Source organism: Pseudomonas sp. A014 (genome assembly GCF_052378495.1).
GTDB classification, from domain to species: domain Bacteria; phylum Pseudomonadota; class Gammaproteobacteria; order Pseudomonadales; family Pseudomonadaceae; genus Aquipseudomonas; species Aquipseudomonas machongensis.
In genome coordinates this window covers 5,448,532-5,467,173 of the sequence record NZ_CP199001.1, presented here as the reverse complement: position 1 = coordinate 5,467,173, position 18,642 = coordinate 5,448,532, and the positions used below count along the sequence as shown (strand labels likewise).

The window sequence follows — 18,642 nt, the reverse complement described above, 5'->3', positions numbered from 1 at the left end:
ATTGCGTCCTGCAAAGTCGCGTCTAGAGTAGAGAATCGGATCCAATTACAAGACGAAGTCGGTCGGACAAGAGAAGCGGCATGGATGGAGCTCAACCCGCGGCACCGGAAGGCAGCTCAGTACTGCTGGTGGTCGATGACTACCCGGAAAACCTGATCAGCATGCGGGCCTTGTTGGCTCGACAGGATTGGCAAGTACTCACTGCAAGCTCAGGGATGGAAGCACTGAGCACGTTGCTGGAACACGAAGTGGACCTGGTCCTGCTCGATGTACAGATGCCCGAGATGGATGGCTTCGAGGTCGCCCGCTTGATGCGCGGCAGCCAACGCACGCGCCTGACCCCGATCATCTTCCTTACCGCCAATGAACAGTCCGAAGCTGCCGTGCTCAAGGGCTATGCCAGTGGCGCGGTGGACTACCTGTTCAAGCCCTTCGATCCGCAGATTCTCAAGCCCAAGGTGCAGGCCCTGCTCGAACAGCAGCGCAACCGCCGCATGCTGCAGCGACTGAGCCGTGAACTGGAGTCGGCCCGTGCATTCAATGCCTCGATTCTGGAGAACGCCGCCGAGGGTATCCTGGTGGTCGACGAGGCGGGTGATATCAGTTTTGCCAACCCCGCCATCTCGCGTCTGCTGCAGGTGACGGTGGACAAACTGCAGGGCGCCCATCTCCTGGACCTGATCCAACTGCCCAGCGCCGCGTTGTGGCGCGACTCGGACTTCTACCAGGCTTACCTTGGGCGGCAGATCTTCCGCGTGCACGATGCCCAGTTGCGTCCGCCCGAGGGGCCGCTGATTCCGGTGGCGCTGTCGTGCGCGCCGTTGCCCCCTGAACAGAAGGCCATGGTGGTGACCGTACTGGACATGTCGGTGGTGCGCAGCCTGCACCAGCAACTGCAACACCAGGCGGTGACCGACCCGCTGACCGGCCTGCTCAACCGCCGCGGTTTCTACCAGACGGCAGAAGGTGCATTGCTGCACAACGCACGATCCGGCAAGGTCCAGGCCTTGATGTACATGGATCTGGATGGTTTCAAGCGAATCAACGATTCACTGGGCCACGAGGCGGGCGACCAGGTCTTGCGCTGGGTCGCCGAACAACTCAAGGACTGCCTGGGCAGCCAGGCGTTGCTCGGGCGCATGGGCGGCGATGAGTTCACGGCGTTGTTCGATGGCTTGCCCTATGCGGAGCACGCAGGCCGGTACGCCGAGACCCTGATCGAGCGCATGTCCAGCTGTCCGCAGGTGGACGGCCAGGATGTCAGTCTTGGCGTCAGTATCGGCATCGCCACCTACCCCGATTGCGGCGCCACCGTCGAAGGCCTGCTGCGCGCTGGCGATGCGGCGATGTATGCCGCCAAGCGCGCCGGGCGCCAGCAGTATCGCTTCTATGACCAGGAGCTCAACGGCCGCGCCCGCTCGCGGCTGATGCTCGAGGATAGTGTGCGTACCGCCATCGAGCACAAGGACTTCACCTTGGTCTACCAGCCACAGGTGGGGTTCGCCGACGGACGCCTGCGTGGCTTCGAGGCGCTGCTGCGCTGGCAGCACCCCAGTGTCGGCGATGTGCCGCCGGGGCTGTTCATTCCGTTGCTGGAGGAGGCGCGTCTCATCCATCGGCTGGCGAGCTGGATCTACAGCGAGGGCGCGTCCCAGCGTCACGAGTGGCGTCAGGTGTTCGCCGACGATGTAGTGCTGGGTATCAGCCTGAGCCGCGCGCAGTTCACCCAGCCGAACCTGGTCGATGAACTGCGGCGGGCGATCCAGGAGTACGGCCTGGAGCCTGCGCAACTGGAAGTGGAGGTGGCGGAAACCTCGTTGATGTACGACATCGACGCGGCGGCCAAGCAGGTGAAGCGTTTGCGCGAACTGGGCGTGCGCGTGGCGCTGGATGACTTCGGCGCAGGGGATTGCTCGCTGCGCATGCTGCGCGACCTGCCGATCGACACCCTGAAGCTCGACCGCCACCTGGTCGCCCGGCTGCCCGATTCGAAGGTCGATACGGCGCTGGTGCGCAGTGTCATCGCGCTGTGCGCCGACTACGGCATCACGGTGATCGCCGAGGGCGTGGAAACAGACGCCCAGGCGCAGTGGTTGCGCGACAGCGGCTGCGCCTACGTGCAGGGCTTCCTGGTTGCGCGGCCAATGACGGCAGGCGACGCGCGTGGTTTTCCGACGGTGTATCCGTGGCGCGTAACGGCGTGAGCCCTACAGCTCATGCGCAAACGGCAGATCCGGCCCGACCCGTGAACAGGTGATCGCCGCCGCACGAATGGCAAAGCCCAGCATGCCATCGATCGTCTCGCGTTCAAGCGCCGCCAGCCCGGCAGGGCTGTCTGCCCCCATGCGGGCGAGGTAGCTCAGCACCGCCGCCTGGAAGGTATCGCCAGCACCGACTGTGTCTTGCACCGTCAGCGAGGCATCCGCAGGTTGTGTCCATGAGCCGTGCGCGCAATGCACGCTGGCGCCGTCTGCTCCGTGGGTGATGAACACCAGTCGGCAGCGGTCGTTCAGCCAGCCACGGGCCACCTCGGACGGCGTGCGATCCGGATAGAGCAGCGCGAGGTCTTCCTCGCTGGCCTTGATCAGGTGGGCGTGGGCCGCGAAGGCTTGCACCTGGCGTCGCCACAACGCCACGTCGGGCTGCGGGTTGAGGCGTACATTGGGGTCGAGGCTGATCAGCCGGTGTGCGCTTTCGCGCTGCACCAGCGCCAGTAATGTATCCGCCACCGGCGTGACCACCAGGGTGTAGGAGCCCACGTGCAGGCCGCGCACCTGTTCATCGAGCGCCGGCAGGTGCTCGAGGCGCACCTGCCGGTCGGCGCAGCCTTCGCCGCGGAACTGGTACTGCGCCGAGCCGTTGGCATCCAGCCCGACCATGGCCAGGGTGGTCGGTGCATCGCTGGTCACCAGGTAACTGCAATCGACCTTTTCCTCTTCCAGCACCCGACGCAGGCGTGCGCCCAGGTAGTCGCTGGACAGCCCGCCGAACAACGCCGACTCCACGCCCAGCCGGCGCAGGCCGACCGCGACGTTGAACGGCGAGCCGCCGGCAATCGCCTTGAAGCCCAGCTCGCTGCTGCGCGGGCTGTCATCCAGGCTGAACACATCGAACAGGGCTTCGCCACAGACCAGGTACATGAAATTCTCCGAAACGAAGTAAGCGGGCAGGATACCTGCGATCAGTGCGCAGGCAGATGCGAAAGATAACGTTGATAGGCTGTTTCGTAGGCCGCCTGGTGTGCGGGCCGGGGTGTGGTGCGGGTGCTTTCGTCGAGTTCGACGCAGCGCTGGCACAGGGCCTGCAGGCTGTCTCCTTCGCCGAGCTTTCGGCCCAGGCTCCAGGCGGCCTGGATGGCAGCGCCCAGGGCGGCGGCTTCGGTCTGGCGCGGGCACACCACCGGCAGGCCGAGCAGGTCGGCGAGCGTCTGGCGCCACAGTGGGCTTTTCGCCGCGCCGCCGACGAGGCGGATCTCCTGGCCCTGCAGGCCACTGGCGCGCAACAGGTCGAGCCCGTAGCGCAGGCTGAAGCAGGTGCCTTCGAGCACCGCCCGGCAGAGGTTGGCGCGGGTCAGGTTACTGCTGGTCATGCCGTGCAGACTGGCGCTGGCCTCGGGCAGTGCCGGCACGCGTTCGCCATTGAAGAATGGCAGCAGCAACAGGCCTTCGGCGCCGACGGGGGCTTGTGTGGCGAGCTCGCTGAACGCCGACAGGTCAAGCTGCAACAGGTCTTGCACCAGGGCGCAGGCGCTGGTGAGGTTCATGGTGCAGATCAGCGGCAGCCATCCGCCGGATGAGCCGCAGAAGGTCGCGACCTCACCGTGGGGGCTGACGTGTGGCTCGTCGAGGTGTGCGGCAAGGGTGCCGGAGGTGCCCAGGCTGAGGGTGATCATGCCGGGATGGATGTTGCCGGTGCCGATGGCGCCGAGCATGTTGTCGCCCCCACCGCTGGCCACCCAGGCGCCAGTGTCCAGGCCCAGCGCCCGGGCTGCCGAGGGCTGCAGGGTGGCGATGCAGTCGCCGGGTTCGACCAGCTCGGGCAGTGCCGCCAGCAGGCGCTTGCCGGGCTCGATCAGCGCCAGCACATCGGCAGCCCAGGTGCGATTGCGCACATCGTAGTAGCCGGTGCCCGAGGCGTCGCCAGGTTCGCTGCAGGCACGGCCGGTGAGCCAATGGTTGAGGTAGTCGTGAGGCAGCAGCAGGTGTGCGGCGCGGGCGAACAGCTCGGGGTGATGGCGCTGGCTCCACAGCAGCTTTGACAGCGTATAGCCCGGCGCGACCACCAGCCCTAGGCGCTCCAGCGAGCCTGCGGCGCCGCCGAGGGCGGCCAGCAATTCGTCGTTTTCCGCGGTGGTCTCGGTGTCGCACCAGAGCTTGGCCGGGCGCAGCACTCGGCCCTGGTCGTCGAGCATCACCAGGCCGTGTTGCTGGCCAGACACGGCCAGTGCGCGGATGGCATGGCCGCCGACCCCTGCGTCGGCCAGGGCATTGGCTACCGCCGTGCGCAGCGCCTGCAGCCAGTCTGCCGGATCCTGTTCGCGGCGCCCGTGGTCGCCCTGCGGCGCCGCATGTGCCGCGCTGCCCAGCCCCAGTACACGGCCGCTGCCTGCGTCGAGCACCAGGGCCTTGGTGCCCTGGGTGCCGCAGTCGATGCCGAGGAACAGTCCGTCCATATCGCCGTGCTCCGTCTCAGTCGCCCAGTACCCGGCGCAGGGTTTCACTCACGCCGACTTCACGCAAGCTGTCGTACAGGCGCTCGAAGGCCTCGACAAAGGCCCGCGAGTTGGGGATCGCCGTGCCGAAGATCGCCTCGTCGCCCAGCACCCGGGCGGCCAGCCCTTCGCGCTGGACGACACGGGCCTGGCACTGTGCCGCGCGCGGATCGGGGATGCTGTAGACATTGCCCTTTTCATCCTCCCCGCCCAGGTACAGCGCCCAGGCTGCGACTACCAGCGCCACGCGCTCCAGTGGCTTGCCGTCGGCGATCAGGCGGTTGGCGGTGGGCACGATGAACTTGGGGAATTTCGAAGAGCCGTCCGAGCACACCCGCTCCAACTGGTCGGCGATGGCGCGGTTGGAGAAGCGCTCGGTGAGGCTGTCCTTGTAGTGCGTCAGCTCGATGCCCGGCACCGGCGCCAGTTGCGGGGTGACGTCCTGGTCCATAAAGGTGCGCATGTAGCGGCGCAGCAGGTCGTCGGCGAGGGTCTCGTGGACGAAGCGATAACCCTGCAGGAAACCCAGGTAGGTCAACGCCAGGTGGCTGCCGTTGAGCAGCTTGATCTTCATCTCTTCATAGGGCGTGACGTCGTCGGTGAACTGCACGCCAACCTTCTCCCAGGCCGGGCGACCGCTGACGAACTTGTCTTCCAGCACCCACTGCAGGAACGGCTCGCAGACCACTGGCCAGGCGTCCTCGACGCCATGGCGCTCGGCCAGTTGGCGGCGGTGTTCGTCGCTGGTCATGGGCGTGATGCGGTCGACCATGGCATTGGGGAAGCTGACGTGCTGGGCGATCCACTGAGCCAGGTCATGGTTGAGCAGGTGGGCGAAGGCCAGCAGTGCCTTGCGCGCCACGTCGCCGTTGTGTGGAAGGTTGTCGCAGGACATCACCGTGAACGCCGGGGTGCCGGCCTCGCGGCGACGGCGCAGGGCCTCGCAGAGAAAGCCGAATACGCTGTGCGGCTGGTCAGGCCTGGCCAGGTCGTGCTGGATCATCGGCAGGTTCTCGAGGAACTCGCCCGTGCTGTCGTCGATGCAGTAGCCGCCCTCGGTGATGGTCAGCGAGACGATGCGGATGGCCGGGTCGGCAAGTTTGTCGAGCAATGCCTGGCTGTCGCTTTCTGCCAGCAGCATGCCGCTGATGGCACCGATTACACGCACCTCGGTGTCGGGGTTTTCGCCCAGCTCGAACAGGGTGTAGAGGTGGTCCTGGCCTACCAGAGCGTCGCGCATGGTGCGGTCTTCGCTGCGCAGGCCGGCGCCGCAGATCGCCCAGTCGAGGGCTTCGCCGCGGTTCATCAGGGCGTCGGTATAGGCGGCCTGGTGGGCACGATGGAAGCCGCCGACACCGATGTGCACGATGCCCTGGCGCAGTTGCGCCGGGTCATAGGCGGGGCGTGCGACCGCGGTCGCCAGCTTGTCGAGATTGCGCTGGTTGAGTTTCATCGAAAAATCCTTGAAGACGGCTCAGGCCGCCTGTTGCAGTCGTTTGTCCAGGGCCTTGCCGGTGCTGTCGAACAGATGGCAGTGCGCCGGATCGAAGCTCAGTTCCAATTGTTCGCCGTACTCGGGCGCGAAGTCGCCGCGGACCCGCACGGTGAGCATCTCGCCGGAGGCGCTGCGCACGTGGCAGTAGCTGTCGCTGCCCAGGCGTTCGCTGACATCGGCGGTGACCTGCAGCGAGCCATGCTCGCCGTGACCGCTGCGGCTGATGCTCAGGTGCTCCGGGCGAATGCCCAGGGTGATCTGGCTGCCGGTGGCCAGTTCGCCTGCGCATAGCGGCAGGGCGATACGGGCGCCGCACTCGAGGGCGACCTCGCACTGGTTGCCCTGGTTGCGGCTCAGGTGCCCGCGCAGGAAGCCCATCTTCGGTGTGCCGAGAAAGCCTGCAACGAACAGGTTTGCCGGATGGTGGTACAGCTCCAGCGGCGAGCCGACCTGCTCGATGCGACCGGCGTTGAGCACCACCACCTTGTCGGCCAGGGTCATCGCCTCGACCTGGTCGTGGGTCACGTAGATCATGGTCGCCGCCAGTTCCTTGTGCAGGCGCGAGAGCTCCAGGCGCATTTGCACGCGCAGGGCGGCGTCGAGGTTGGACAGCGGCTCGTCGAACAGGAAGATCTTCGGGTTACGCACGATCGCCCGGCCGATGGCCACCCGCTGGCGCTGGCCGCCAGAGAGCTGGCGCGGCTTGCGCTCGAGCATCGGTTGCAGCTCGAGAATGCGCGCGGCGTTGTCGACCTTGCTGGCGACCTCGGCCTTGGCCACGCCCGCCAGGTCCAGGGCGAACGACAGGTTCTTGCGCACGGTCATGTGCGGATACAGGGCGTAGGTCTGGAACACCATGGCCAGGTTGCGCTTGGCCGGAGCGGTGTCGGTGATGTCGACGCCATCAAGGGTGATGCTGCCGCTGCTGACTTCTTCGAGGCCGGCGATCAGGCGCAGCAAGGTCGACTTGCCACAGCCGGATGGCCCGACGAACACCACGAATTCACGGTCGTGCACGTCCAGGTCGATGCCCTTGATGATGGCGTGGCCATCAAAGCCTTTTTGCAGGTTGCGGATCTTCAGGTCAGCCATGTCGAGTTACCTGTGCAGTGGCCAGGAAAAAATGAGGTTTTGCAGAATCCTGTAGGAGCGGGCTCGCCCGCGAACACCGGCATAGCCGGTGCCATGCACCGCAGTGTTTGCTTCGCGGGCAAGCCCGCTCCTACAGAAATGGTGTAGTTGGGAGTATTCATTTCACCGCTCCGAACGACAGCCCGCGCACCAGTTGCTTCTGGCTGATCCAGCCAAAGATCAGGATCGGTGCGCAGGCCAAGGTCGAGACGGCCGAGAGCTTGGCCCAGAACAGGCCTTCGGGGCTTGAGTAGGAGGCCACCAGCGCGGTCAGCGGTGCGGCGGCCGAAGAAGTCAGGTTGAGCGACCAGAACGCCTCGTTCCAACACAGGATCAGCGACAGCAGCACGGTCGAGGCGAGGCCGCCACGGGCGATCGGCAGCAGCACGCGCAAGATTTCCTGCCAGGTGCCGGCGCCGTCCAAGCGCGCCGCTTCGAGGATGTCGACGGGGATGTCCTTGAAGTAGGTGTACACCATCCACACCACGATCGGCAGGTTGATCAGGGTGTAGACGATGATCAGCGACAGCCGTGAATCGAGCAGGCCGAACTGCTTGGCCAGCAGGTAGATCGGCATCAGCACCCCCACCGGCGGCAGCATCCTGGTCGACAGCATCCACAGCAGCGTGCGCTTGGTGTGGCGGGTTTCGAAGAACGCCATCGAGTAGGCCGCAGGCACTGCGATCAGCATGCACAGCAGGGTTGCGGAGAACGAGATCAGCACCGAGTTCCAGGCGTAGGCGAAGTAGTCGCTGCGCTCGTTGATGTGCAGGTAGTTCTCCAGCGTCGGGTGGAAGATGAACTGCGGCGGTGTGGCGAAAGCGTCGAGCTCGGTCTTGAAGCTGGTCAGCAGCATCCAGAAGATCGGGAAGAAGATCGCCAGGGCAATGCCCCAGCACAGCAGGCCGATCAGCGCATCGCGCAGGCGGCGGGTTTGCTTGAGTGTCAGCATGGCGGGCTCCTCAGCTGCGCTCGGTGAGGTTCTTGCCGATCATGCGCACCAGCACGATGGCGGCGATGTTGGCGATCAGCACGGCGATCAGGCCACCGGCCGACGCCATGCCGACGTCGAACTGCAGCAATGCCTGGTTGTAGATCAGGTAGGCGAGGTTGGTGGACTCGTAGCCCGGCCCGCCGCTGGTGGTGGTGAAGATCTCGGCGAACACCGACAGCAGGAAGATGGTCTCGATCATCACCACCACGGCGATCGGCCGCGCCAGGTGCGGCAGGGTGAGGTGCCAGAAGATCGCCAGCGGGCCGGCGCCGTCCAGGCGTGCGGCCTCCTTCTGTTCCTGGTCCAGCGACTGCATGGCGGTCATCAGGATCAGGATGGCGAACGGCAGCCATTGCCACGACACGATCAGGATGATCGACAACAGCGGATAGTGCGCCAGCCAGTCCACCGGCTGCGCGCCGAACAGGCGCCAGACCGCCGCGAGGATCCCGGACACCGGGTGGAAGATCAGGTTCTTCCACAGCAGCGCGCTGACCGTGGGCATGATGAAGAACGGCGAGATCAGCAGCACGCGCACCACGCCGCGGCCCCAGAACTCACCAGCCTCCAGCAGCGCGGCGATGAGCACGCCGAACACCACGCTGATCGCCAGCACGCTGCCGACCAGGGTCAGGGTATTCAGGGCGCCGGGCAGGAAGCCGGCATCGGTGACGAAGAAGCTGAAGTTCTCCAGGCCGACGAAGTCGTTCTCGCCGGGGTACAGCAGGTTGTAGCGGATCAGCGAGAAATACAGGGTCATGCCCAGGGGCACGATCATCCATAACAGCAGCAGCGCCACCGAAGGGCTGACCAGGAACCAGCCGGGGCCGACGCGGCGTTTGCCGGGGCGGGCGGGGGCGTGGGTCGGGGTGTCGAGGGCCGAGGTGTTCATGACGACTCCGTGTACGGCAGAAAGGGGCGAGCAGCCGGCCGCCGGCACACCGAGGGCGGCGTGCTGGCGGTCAGTGGCGGTCTACTTGGGGTAGCCGGCGCGTTTCATCTCGCGTTCGGTGGACGACTGGGCGGCGGCCAACGCCTGTTCAGGCTTCATCTGGCCGGTCAGGGCGGCGGAGAACAGCTTGCCGACCTGGGTGCCGATGGCCTGGAACTCAGGAATGGTCACCAGCTGGATACCCACGTAGGGCACAGGCTTGAGGGTCGGATGGTTGGGGTCGACCTTCTTCAGTGACTCCAGCGTGACCTTGGCGAACGGTGCGGCCTGCAGGTAGGCCTCGCTGTAGGTGGAGGCGCGGGTGCCTGGCGGCACGTTGGCCACGCCTTCCTTGTCGGCGACCAGCTGGCCATAGGCCTGGGAGGTGGCCCAGGTGCTGAAGGTCCTGGCCGCGTCCTTGGACTTGGAACTGGTGGGGATCGCCAGCGCCCAGGAATACAGCCAGGTCGCGCCCTTGTCGGTGACTTCCTTCGGCGCGAAGGTGAAGCCCACATCGTCCACGACCTTGCTCTGGCTCTTGTCGGTGACGAACGAGCCGGCGACGCTGGCGTCGACCCACATCGCGCACTTGCCGCTGTTGAACAGCGCCAGGTTCTCGTTGAAGCCATTGCTGGAGGCGCCGGGCGGGCCGTACTGCTTCATGGTGTCGACATAGAAGTTCAGCGCCTTGGTCCACTCGCTGCCGGTGAACTCCGGCTGCCACTGCTCGTTGAACCAGCGGGCGCCGAAGGCATTGGCCAGGGTGCCGATGAGCGCCATGTTCTCACCCCAGCCGGCCTTGCCGCGCAGGCAGATGCCGTATTGGCCGGCTTCGGGTTTGTTGAGCTTGGCGGCGAATTCGCCCAGTTGGGTCCAGGTCGGTTGCTCGGGCATCTGCAGCCCGGCCTGCTGGAACAGGTCCTTGCGGTAGTAGGTGATCGAGGCTTCGGCATAGAAGGGCAGGGCGTAGAGCGTGCCCTTGACCGACAGGCCGTCGCGCACCGAAGGGAAGACATCGTCGAGCTGATAGTCGGCAGGCAGGTCCTTCATGGGCTCCAGCCAACCCTTGGCGCCCCACAGCGCGGCTTCGTACATGCCGATGGTGAGCACGTCGAATTGCCCGCCTTGGGTGGCGATATCGGTGGTCAGGCGTTGGCGCAGGACGTTCTCTTCGAGCACCACCCACTTGAGCTTGATGTCCGGGTGCTGTTCCTCGAACACCTTGGACAGCCGCTGCATGCGGATCATGTCGTTGTTGTTGACGGTGGCAATGGTCAGGGTTTCGGCAGCCTGGGCAAACACCGGCAGGCTCAGACAGGCAACGGCCACGCAGGCCTTGATCGAGTCGTTCATCGTTGAACTCCTCTTCCGGACCGCAGGGCGGCGCGGAAGTCACTATTGTTTTTTTTGTGTCGCTGGTTGCCGATTACACTCCTGCATCGCCAGCGCAACAAAGCCTCGACTGCACGCGGGCCGATACTTTTTTGCACTGGGGTATTTGCAGTGTGATGCACTGCTCAAACGTTTCAGGAAAGGTTCTGCTCGGTCAGGCGCTGAGTGACCAGGCTGCGGTAGCCCGACGGTGTCATGCCCTTGAGCTGCTGGAAACGCCGGTTGAAGTTGGACAGGTTGCTGAAGCCGGATTCGAAGCACACCTCGGTCACCGGCAGGTCGCTGCGGGCCAGCAGCTCGCAGGACTTGCTGATCCGCAGGCGATTGACGAACTCGACGAAGCCGCGCCCGGCGGCCTGCTTGAAGAAGCGCGAAAAGTAGGTGGGGGTCATGCCAAGGTGCTCGGCGACCTCGTTCTGGGTGAGGTCCTGGGCGTAGTGCTGGAAGATGTAGTCCACCGCGCGGTTGATGCGGTCGACGTTGTGTTCATCGGCCAGCTGCGAGGAGGTGACGGTGGACAGCAACTGGTAGTCCTCGCAGGCAGCCAGCTGTTCCATGAGGATAAAAAAGTATCCCAGGCGCGTCATGCCGGCACTTTGCGAGATGCGTTGCATCAGTTGCTGGCTCTCGGCGATCAGGCGCGGGTCGCGAAATTCGATGCCATAGCTGGCACGGGCCAGCAGTGGCGTCAGCTGGTTGAGCTCGGAGAATACCTGGCTGCCTTGCTCGAGCACTTCGTCAGTGAAGTTGACCAGCATGTCGCGGGTATCGACCACCTCGTCGGCGGCCACCTGGCTGATCCAGTTGTGCGGCAGGTTCGGCCCCGTGAGAAACAGCGTGCCCGGGGCGAAGTTGCCGATGTAGTCGCCGATGAACACCTTGCCGGAGCTGGCGACGATCAGGTGCAGCTCGTATTCCTTGTGGAAGTGCCAACGCACCAGCGGGCTCGGGAAGCCGTGCTGGCGGTAGATCAGCGAATGGCCTTCGTGGTCGTCCATCAGTTCGTAGGACGGGTCGGTGATCTTGCTGGCTTTGGGCATGGTGAGTGCTTCGAGCAGGGGCGAATACAGCATCCTAGCCAAATTTTGCGTCCTGTAGGAGCGGGCTTGCCCGCGAAAGGGCCAGCCCGGCCAACCACAGGCCCTCACCAATTCGGTAAACTCCCACCCCATGACCACGCTACGCTACTTGCAAGCCTACCCCCCGCACCTGCAGGAACAGGTCCGCCAGATGATCGCCAGCGATCGCCTGGGCGGTTACCTGCAGCAGCGCTACCCCGCGCGCCACGAGGTGCAGAGCGACAAGGCGCTTTACCTCTATGCCCAAGACCTGCGTCAGCAGTACCTGCGCAGCGCGCCGCCGCTGGACAAGGTGCTCTACGACAACCGCCTCGACCTCACCCACCGGGCCCTGGGCCTGAACACGGCTGTGTCGCGGGTGCAGGGGGGCAACCTCAAGGCCAAGAAGGAAATCCGCATCGCCTCGTTGTTCAAGGACGCGGCGCCGCAGTTTCTGCGCATGATCGTGGTGCACGAGCTGGCGCACCTGCGTGAGCGCGACCACAACAAGGCGTTCTACCAGCTGTGCCAGCACATGGAGCCGGACTACCATCAACTGGAGTTCGACTTGCGTGTCTACCTGACCTGGCGCGAATTGCCAGGCAATGCATGAGGATCCCACCAGCATGGACGTGAGCAAGACCAAGAGCAGCTTCTATCGCCGTCTCTACGTGGCCTGGTTGATCGACAGCCAGACCGCCACCAGCGTGCCCGCGCTGATGGAAGCCACCGGCATGCCGCGGCGTACCGCCCAGGACACCATCGCCGCGCTCGCCGACCTGGATATCGTCTGCGAATTCGAGCAGCAGAGCGGCGCGCGCAACCACGCTGGCCACTACCGCATCCTTGAATGGGGTGCGATCGACAAGCAGTGGATCATCCAGCACCTGCGCACTATTCGCGAAGTGCTCGGCTATCCATGACCACCCTCCAGGACCCGTTCATGCCGTCCAGCCGCTTCAGCAACTACGCCGCCATGGCCGAGGGCATCGCAGCCCTGTTGTTCCCGCATGCCGAAGTGGTGGTGCACGACCTGGCCAGCCAGACGGTGGTGCATATCGCCAACAACATTTCCAAGCGCCAGCTCGGCGATGATTCCGGGCTCGACGACCTGCCCAGCCAGCTCGATGACAGCACCCGCCTGGGGCCGTATGAAAAGCTCAACTGGAACGGGCAGAAGATTCGTTCGATCAGCAGCGTGATGCGCGACGCCAGCGGCCAGCCCGAGGCGCTGATCTGCATCAACCTCAACGTTTCGATTCTCGAGCAGGCGCGCGATGCGCTGGAGGCGTTCTTTCAGGCCAGCCGCCTGTTGCCGCAACCGCAGGCATTGTTCCGCGACGACTGGCAGGAGCGCATCAACACCTTCCTGCATGCCTGGTTGCAGGCGCGTGGATTGAGCCTGGGCGGGCTGGACCGCGAGCAGAAGCGGCAGTTGGTCGAGGCGCTGCACGGGGAGGGCGCGTTCCGCGGCAAGAGCGCCCACGACTACGTGGCCAACGTGCTGGGGATGGGACGGGCGACGGTGTACAAGTATGTGAAGGCGTTGCGCGAAGGCTGAGGCCACCGCTGGCAAACGACAGGCTTTCAATGTCTGGAAAAATAGTCTACGGTAGAATTTAATTCTACATCGTGGTGTTTGCCCCTGCGCATCGCCCAAGGAGCCCCCATGACCATCCTGGACACCCTGCCCCACGCCATCCGCGAAGCCCACGAAGCCCTTCGTCCCCAGGTGGCGGTCACGCCGCTCAGCCACAGCCCGGGGCTCTCCCGCCAGAGCGGCTGCAATGTTCATCTCAAGTGCGAACATCTGCAGCACACCGGCTCCTTCAAATTCCGCGGGGCCAGCAACAAGCTGCGCCTGCTCGACCCTACGCAGCGTCAGGCTGGCGTGATCACCGCCTCTTCCGGCAATCACGGGCAGGGCCTTGCACTGGCCGGGCAGTTGCTGGGTGTGCCGGTCACCGTGTACGTCAGCAGCAGCGCCTCGCCGCTGAAGATCCGGGCCATGCGCGGCCTGGGGGCCGAGGTTATCGAACTCGACAGTGACCCGCTGTCGGTCGAGCTTGAGGCGGCTCGCCAGGCCAAGCTGCAGGGCAAGCCTTTCGTCTCCCCCTACAACGACGCGCAGATCATCGCTGGCCAGGGCACCATCGGCATGGAGCTGTTCGAGCAGGCGCCGGACCTGGACGCGGTGTTCGTCGCTGTCGGTGGTGGCGGCTTGATCTCGGGCATTGGCGCTGCACTGCGCGCGCTTGCACCCTCGGTGCAGGTCATCGGCTGCTGGCCTGCCAACGCACCCACCCTGCAGCGCTCGCTGCAGGAGGGGCGGATCATCGAGATGCAAGAACTCGATACTCTGTCGGACGGCACGGCCGGCGGCGTCGAGCCCGGCGCCATCACCTTCCCCCTGTGCCAGCAGTTGCTGCATCGCACCGTGCTGGTCAGCGAGGCTGAGATCAGCGCAGCCATGCGCGACGTCGCAGCCCACGACCGCTGGATCATCGAAGGGGCGGCAGGGGTTGCCGTCGCGGGCATGCAGAAACTGGCTGGTGAGTTCCAGGGCAAGAAGGTCGCGGTGGTGCTGTGCGGGCGCAACATCGTGCTGGAGAAGTTCCTGGAGGCGATCCAATGAGGATCATCGACAAGGCGCAACTGGTCGAAATCCTCGACCGGGATTTGGCGGTACGCCTCATCGAAGAGGGTTTTATCGCCTTCTCCGCGGGCGAGGTGCATGTGCCACCGGTGCAGAATTTCGCCTTCACCGAACAAAACGGCGACTGCTGCGTGAAGTCCGCCTGGCTGCAGGGCAGCGATACCTTCACGGTGAAAGTCTCCAGCGGTTTCTACGACAACCCGTCCAAGGGCCTGGAAAGCAACGATGGCTTGATGCTGGTGTTTTCGGCCAGTACCGGCCAACCGCTGGCGCTGCTCCAGGACCAAGGCTGGCTGACCTGCCTGCGCACTGCACTGGCCGGGCGTGTCGTCGCCAGCCTGTTGGCGCCGCGCAAGGTACGGGCAATCGGTGTACTGGGCAGCGGAGTGCAGGCGCGGATGCAGCTCGAACAACTGCTGCCGGTCACCGACTGCCGCCGTCTGATCGCCTGGGGCCGCGATGCCGGGCGGCTTGCGGACTATCGACGGTTCGCCGAAGGGCTGGGCTTCGAGGTGCGCACCACTCATGAGGCCCGCGAGCTTGCCGAGTCCGCCAACCTGATCGTCTGCACCACGCCTTCGCGCGAGCCGCTGCTGCAGCGTGAATGGATACAGCCCGGCACCCATATCACCGCAGTGGGCGCCGATGGGCCTGGCAAGCAGGAGCTCGACCCGGCGCTGGTAGCCGCCGCCGATTGCATCGTGGTGGACGCTATCGGGCAATGCAGCCGCTACGGCGAGGTGTCCCACGCCCTGGATTCCGGGCTCATTGCACCTACCGACCTGATCGAGATCGGCGCGTTGCTGGCAGGGCAGGCGAGTGGCCGTAGGCAGGATACCGCGATCACCTTGGCTGACCTGACCGGCGTAGCGGTGCAAGACGCGCAGATCGCGCGGTGTGCCTTGATGTCCCTTGAGGCAAGAGGCTAAGGAGACCTGCTCGTACAGTTCGGCCAAAATAGAGGCTAAATGACATCATCGTCCGCTGCCGTTGCCTGTCGCCTTTGTGTACTCTCCCGTAATCAGTGTGGGGCTCTCAACTGCGAAAGGAACTGAGCATGCGGCCACTGCTTTGCGTTCTGGGATTGACCGCAATGATGTTCACGGCGCTCGCGGCGGCGCAGCCACCGCTGCGCCTGGTGGCTGACAAATGGCCGCCGTTCTCCGACAGTGCCATGCCGGGCGGAGGCCTGGCCACCAGCATCGTCACTACGGCACTCACCCGCGCCGGGTACGCCAGCGAGTTCGAGGAAGTGCCCTGGGCGCGGGCGCTGCTGGGGATTGGCGAGGGGCGCTACGACGTGCTTATCAATGCCTGGTACAACGAATCGCGTACTCGCCTGGGCCAGTTCTCGGGGGCCTACCTGACCAACCGTATTCGCTTGCTCAAGCGCCAGCGCGAGGTACTTGGCTTCAAGCGACTGGCCGATCTTTATCCGTACAGCATCGCTGTTGTGCGTGACTACGCCTACTCACAAGCGTTCGATGGCGACAGCCGGCTGAACAAGGTGGCGGTGCGCAACTTCCCGTCGGCGATCCGCATGCTGGCGGCAGGGCGCGTGGACCTGGCGGTCGAGGACGAGTACGTGGCGCGCTACAACCTGCAGCGTGAGCCGCAGGAGGTGCGCGAGGCGGTGGATTTCGTCGAGCGGCCGCTGGGGGAGAACAGCCTGCATATCCTCGTCAGCCTTCAGCATCCTGAGCATCGGCAGATCGTCGAGCGTTTCGAGCGGGCGATTGCAGCGATGAAGGCCGATGGCAGCTATGCGCGGTTGTTGAAGCAGTATGGCTTGTGACCTGGAGTGTCGGTGCCGGCCCTATCGCGGGACGAGCCCGCTCCCACAGGTACAGTGCAGGCCTGAACATCTGGGAGCAACTGTCTTGCTCAAAATTTAAAGTTCAGCCCAATTCCTGTGGGAGCGGCCCTGTCACGCCCCGACTCGTCCCGCGGTAGGGCTGGTGCGGACAGCCGACTCAAGCCGGCTCCCCTTCCTTGATCAGATGCGCCGCCAATGTACGCAACGGGCCCAGTTGCCGGCAGATCAACGCCAACTGAGTCTGTACCAGTCGCTGATGCTCATCCAGCTCCTCGGGCATCTGCTCTAGCTGGTTGGCCAGCGCTTCTTCTTCATCGCTGTGAATGGCCACTGGCAGCCGCGCCGCCAGGCCATTGGCGATTTCGTCGAGGCTGCGCGCCAGGCTGCTGCCGACACCATCGATCAACTGCTCGTGCACTTCGGCAGGCAACGCCGTATCCCGATGTGCGCCCAGCCCTGACAGGTAGCTGAGCAAGGTGTGCGACAGCACCAGGAAGCGGAAGCCCACATCGGCCTCCTTGCGGAAGTGCCCCGGCTCCATGAGCATGTTCGACAGTGTGGTCGACAACGCCGCGTCGGCGTTGTGGGCGTTGCGCCGTGCCAGGCGGTAGGCGAGGTCGTCGCGCTTGCCGTTGGCGTACTGCTGCATGATCTGGCGCAGGTACAGGCTGGCGCAGGTCAGGGTGTTGGCCAGCACCTTGTTCAGGCGTCGCCCCTGCCAGTCGGGCAGGAACAGGAACACCGCGAGGATCGCGATCAGGGCGCCCACCAGGGTGTCGAACAGGCGCGGCAGGAACAGCCCGTAGCCATCGCCGATCTGGTTGAAGCAGAACAGCACCATCAGCGTGATCGCCGCCGTGGCCAGGGTGTAGCGTGTGGTGCGGTTGACGAAGAACACCACGCCAGCGACCACCGCGAACAGCGACTGGACGATCGGGTTGGGGAACAGGTCGAACAGCGCCCAGCCAACCGTCAGGCCGATGGCGGTACCGAAGATCCGCTGCACCAGCTTGCGCCGCGTCGCGCCATAGTTGGGCTGGCAGACGAACAGGGTGGTGAGGATGATCCAGTAGCCTTGCGTGGGATGGATCAGGTGCACCATGCCATAGCCGATCGACAGCGCCAGCGGCAGGCGCAGGGCATGGCGGAACAGCAGCGAAGTGGGCGTGAGCTGGGTGCGCAGGCGTTTCCATACCTCCTTGAACGTGCGCGGCGAACGGTCGAGCAGGCTGCTGTCGCTGGCGTCGGCGAGGCTGTCGGGGTTGCTGGCCGCGCCGAGCAAGCGGTCCAGCGTGGCCAGGTTCACCGCCAGTGCCCGCAGCGAGCGCAGCAGGCTGCGCCAGGCCGGGTTGTTCTGGGTGCGCAGATGCTCCAGCGAGGCGTTCAGGTCTTCCAGCGCCTCGGGGTAGCCGCTGGCGAGCACGAACGGCTGGCGCAGGCGGATCGAACGGGCCAGTTCCTGGCAGGACGAACCCTGTTTGCGCAGCAGGCGCTGGCAGCGGAACATCACATCGCTGTGGAAGAACGCCTCGCTCAGGGCGTTGTAGGGGTAGTGCGAGGCGCTGACGCGCTCGTGGATGTCCTGGGCCAGGAAGTACAGCTTCAGGTAGCGACTGACCTTGGAGCTGGGCTGGCTGTTGCCGACCCTGTGCAGGATGATTTCCTTGGCGGCATTGAGCGCGGCCACCACCTTGCCGTTCTGCTTGGCCAGCTCCAGGCGCGTGGCCTCCACGTCGAGGGTGCGCACCGGTTCGAACAGACTGGCCTTGAGCTTGAGGTAGCTGCCCAGCTCGTAGAACAGCTTGGCCAGGCTCTGCTGCACCGGCTGATTGGAGAACAGCGCCTGCCAGAGTACCGAGAGCGCCCCGTACCACGCGGCACCAGCCACCAGCAGCAGCGGCTCGTGCCAGAAATCAGTGACCACGCCGCCGCGCTGGTCAACGCCGATCATGGTGTACACCGACAGGATCAGCGTCGCCGAGGCGATGGCGCCATAGCGTTCGCCAAGGGCACCGAGCATGGTCAGGCCAAAGGCTGCCAGGGCCAGTGAGCCGGCGAAGATCCAGGGGTAGGGGAAGAGCAGCTCGACCGACAACGCGGCGATGGCGAAACACACCAGCGTGACGGCCAGCGCACTGAGACGGCCCTGCCAGCCGTCGTCGGTCTCGGCCAGGGCGCTGGCAATGATGCCGAGGAACAACGGGATGAGCAGGCTCATCTCGTTCTGGTACCAGCACCAGGCCATGGTGCCGGTCAGGGCGATGGTCACCCGGATGGCATAGCTGAACTTGTCTTGGCCCCACAAGCGACGCAATGAATGGCGGAACGAGCTCGATGACATAGTGGCCTGCTGGACAGAGTTCGAATGAGGACCTTGGGACCGACGCGGCTGCGCTGCCTTTCGCGGGCAAGCCCGCTCCCACAAGGCCAGCACTATCCTGTGGGAGCGGGCTTGCCC

The 18,642-nt window shown here is 64.9% G+C and carries 16 protein-coding genes; 7 read left to right on the top strand and 9 right to left on the bottom strand.

Annotation, left to right across the window (positions count from 1 at the left end):
- Window positions 1-80 precede the first annotated feature (80 nt).
- Window positions 81-2,204, top strand: a complete 2,124-nt coding sequence (locus ACTYOL_RS25310; protein WP_444757268.1) for a putative bifunctional diguanylate cyclase/phosphodiesterase — start codon at window positions 81-83, stop codon at window positions 2,202-2,204.
- Between the two features lie 3 nt (window positions 2,205-2,207).
- On the opposite strand, the gene ACTYOL_RS25305 is transcribed toward ACTYOL_RS25310, so the two are convergent.
- From ACTYOL_RS25305 to ACTYOL_RS25270, 8 genes are all read right to left on the bottom strand, one after another.
- Window positions 2,208-3,140 (bottom strand): carbohydrate kinase family protein, encoded by a 933-nt coding sequence (locus tag ACTYOL_RS25305; RefSeq protein WP_444757267.1) that lies wholly within the window; start codon window positions 3,138-3,140, stop codon window positions 2,208-2,210.
- Window positions 3,141-3,181: 41 nt separating this feature from the next.
- A complete protein-coding gene (gene xylB, locus ACTYOL_RS25300) occupies window positions 3,182-4,672 on the bottom strand; it encodes a xylulokinase (protein WP_444757266.1) in 1,491 nt (496 codons plus the stop codon).
- Window positions 4,673-4,688: 16 nt separating this feature from the next.
- The gene (locus tag ACTYOL_RS25295) at window positions 4,689-6,164 is read right to left on the bottom strand and encodes a mannitol dehydrogenase family protein (RefSeq protein WP_444757265.1); all 1,476 of its coding nucleotides are present in this window, start codon (window positions 6,162-6,164) and stop codon (window positions 4,689-4,691) included.
- A 21-nt stretch (window positions 6,165-6,185) separates the two neighbouring features.
- Window positions 6,186-7,298 carry an ABC transporter ATP-binding protein gene (locus ACTYOL_RS25290; RefSeq protein ID WP_065863835.1) on the bottom strand — a complete coding sequence of 371 codons (1,113 nt, stop codon included), beginning with the start codon at window positions 7,296-7,298 and terminating at the stop codon, window positions 6,186-6,188.
- 157 nt (window positions 7,299-7,455) lie between these two features.
- The gene (locus ACTYOL_RS25285) at window positions 7,456-8,289 is read right to left on the bottom strand and encodes a carbohydrate ABC transporter permease (protein WP_444757264.1); all 834 of its coding nucleotides are present in this window, start codon (window positions 8,287-8,289) and stop codon (window positions 7,456-7,458) included.
- A gap of 10 nt (window positions 8,290-8,299) precedes the next feature.
- Window positions 8,300-9,223: a carbohydrate ABC transporter permease gene (locus ACTYOL_RS25280; RefSeq protein WP_063546495.1), complete on the bottom strand. Its 924-nt coding sequence runs from the start codon at window positions 9,221-9,223 to the stop codon at window positions 8,300-8,302.
- 81 nt (window positions 9,224-9,304) lie between these two features.
- A complete protein-coding gene (locus ACTYOL_RS25275) occupies window positions 9,305-10,615 on the bottom strand; it encodes an ABC transporter substrate-binding protein (RefSeq protein ID WP_054895461.1) in 1,311 nt (436 codons plus the stop codon).
- Between the two features lie 173 nt (window positions 10,616-10,788).
- Entirely contained in the window at window positions 10,789-11,694 is a 906-nt protein-coding gene (locus tag ACTYOL_RS25270; protein ID WP_054895474.1) for an AraC family transcriptional regulator, read from the bottom strand.
- 130 nt (window positions 11,695-11,824) lie between these two features.
- On the opposite strand from ACTYOL_RS25270, the gene ACTYOL_RS25265 reads away from it, so the two are divergent.
- The 6 genes from ACTYOL_RS25265 to ACTYOL_RS25240 all read left to right on the top strand — a co-directional run bounded on the left by ACTYOL_RS25265 (window position 11,825) and on the right by ACTYOL_RS25240 (window position 16,163).
- A complete protein-coding gene (locus tag ACTYOL_RS25265) occupies window positions 11,825-12,325 on the top strand; it encodes a M48 metallopeptidase family protein (RefSeq protein WP_054895460.1) in 501 nt (166 codons plus the stop codon).
- Window positions 12,326-12,338: 13 nt separating this feature from the next.
- Window positions 12,339-12,635, top strand: coding sequence for a winged helix-turn-helix domain-containing protein (locus ACTYOL_RS25260; protein ID WP_444757263.1), 297 nt, complete (start codon window positions 12,339-12,341; stop codon window positions 12,633-12,635).
- Window positions 12,632-13,273: a helix-turn-helix transcriptional regulator gene (locus tag ACTYOL_RS25255; protein ID WP_054895458.1), complete on the top strand. Its 642-nt coding sequence runs from the start codon at window positions 12,632-12,634 to the stop codon at window positions 13,271-13,273. The genes ACTYOL_RS25260 and ACTYOL_RS25255 overlap by 4 nt, the downstream gene beginning before the upstream one ends.
- A gap of 108 nt (window positions 13,274-13,381) precedes the next feature.
- Entirely contained in the window at window positions 13,382-14,347 is a 966-nt protein-coding gene (locus ACTYOL_RS25250; protein WP_444757262.1) for a threonine/serine dehydratase, read from the top strand.
- Window positions 14,344-15,297, top strand: a complete 954-nt coding sequence (locus tag ACTYOL_RS25245; protein WP_197892000.1) for an ornithine cyclodeaminase family protein — start codon at window positions 14,344-14,346, stop codon at window positions 15,295-15,297. Before ACTYOL_RS25250 ends, ACTYOL_RS25245 begins: the two co-directional genes overlap by 4 nt.
- A 128-nt stretch (window positions 15,298-15,425) precedes the next feature.
- Window positions 15,426-16,163 carry a substrate-binding periplasmic protein gene (locus tag ACTYOL_RS25240; RefSeq protein ID WP_054893129.1) on the top strand — a complete coding sequence of 246 codons (738 nt, stop codon included), beginning with the start codon at window positions 15,426-15,428 and terminating at the stop codon, window positions 16,161-16,163.
- A 178-nt stretch (window positions 16,164-16,341) separates the two neighbouring features.
- Here the strand turns inward: ACTYOL_RS25240 and yccS are convergent, their stop codons facing one another.
- Window positions 16,342-18,525, bottom strand: coding sequence for a YccS family putative transporter (gene yccS, locus ACTYOL_RS25235; RefSeq protein WP_054893130.1), 2,184 nt, complete (start codon window positions 18,523-18,525; stop codon window positions 16,342-16,344).
- Between the last annotated feature and the right edge of the window lie 117 nt (window positions 18,526-18,642).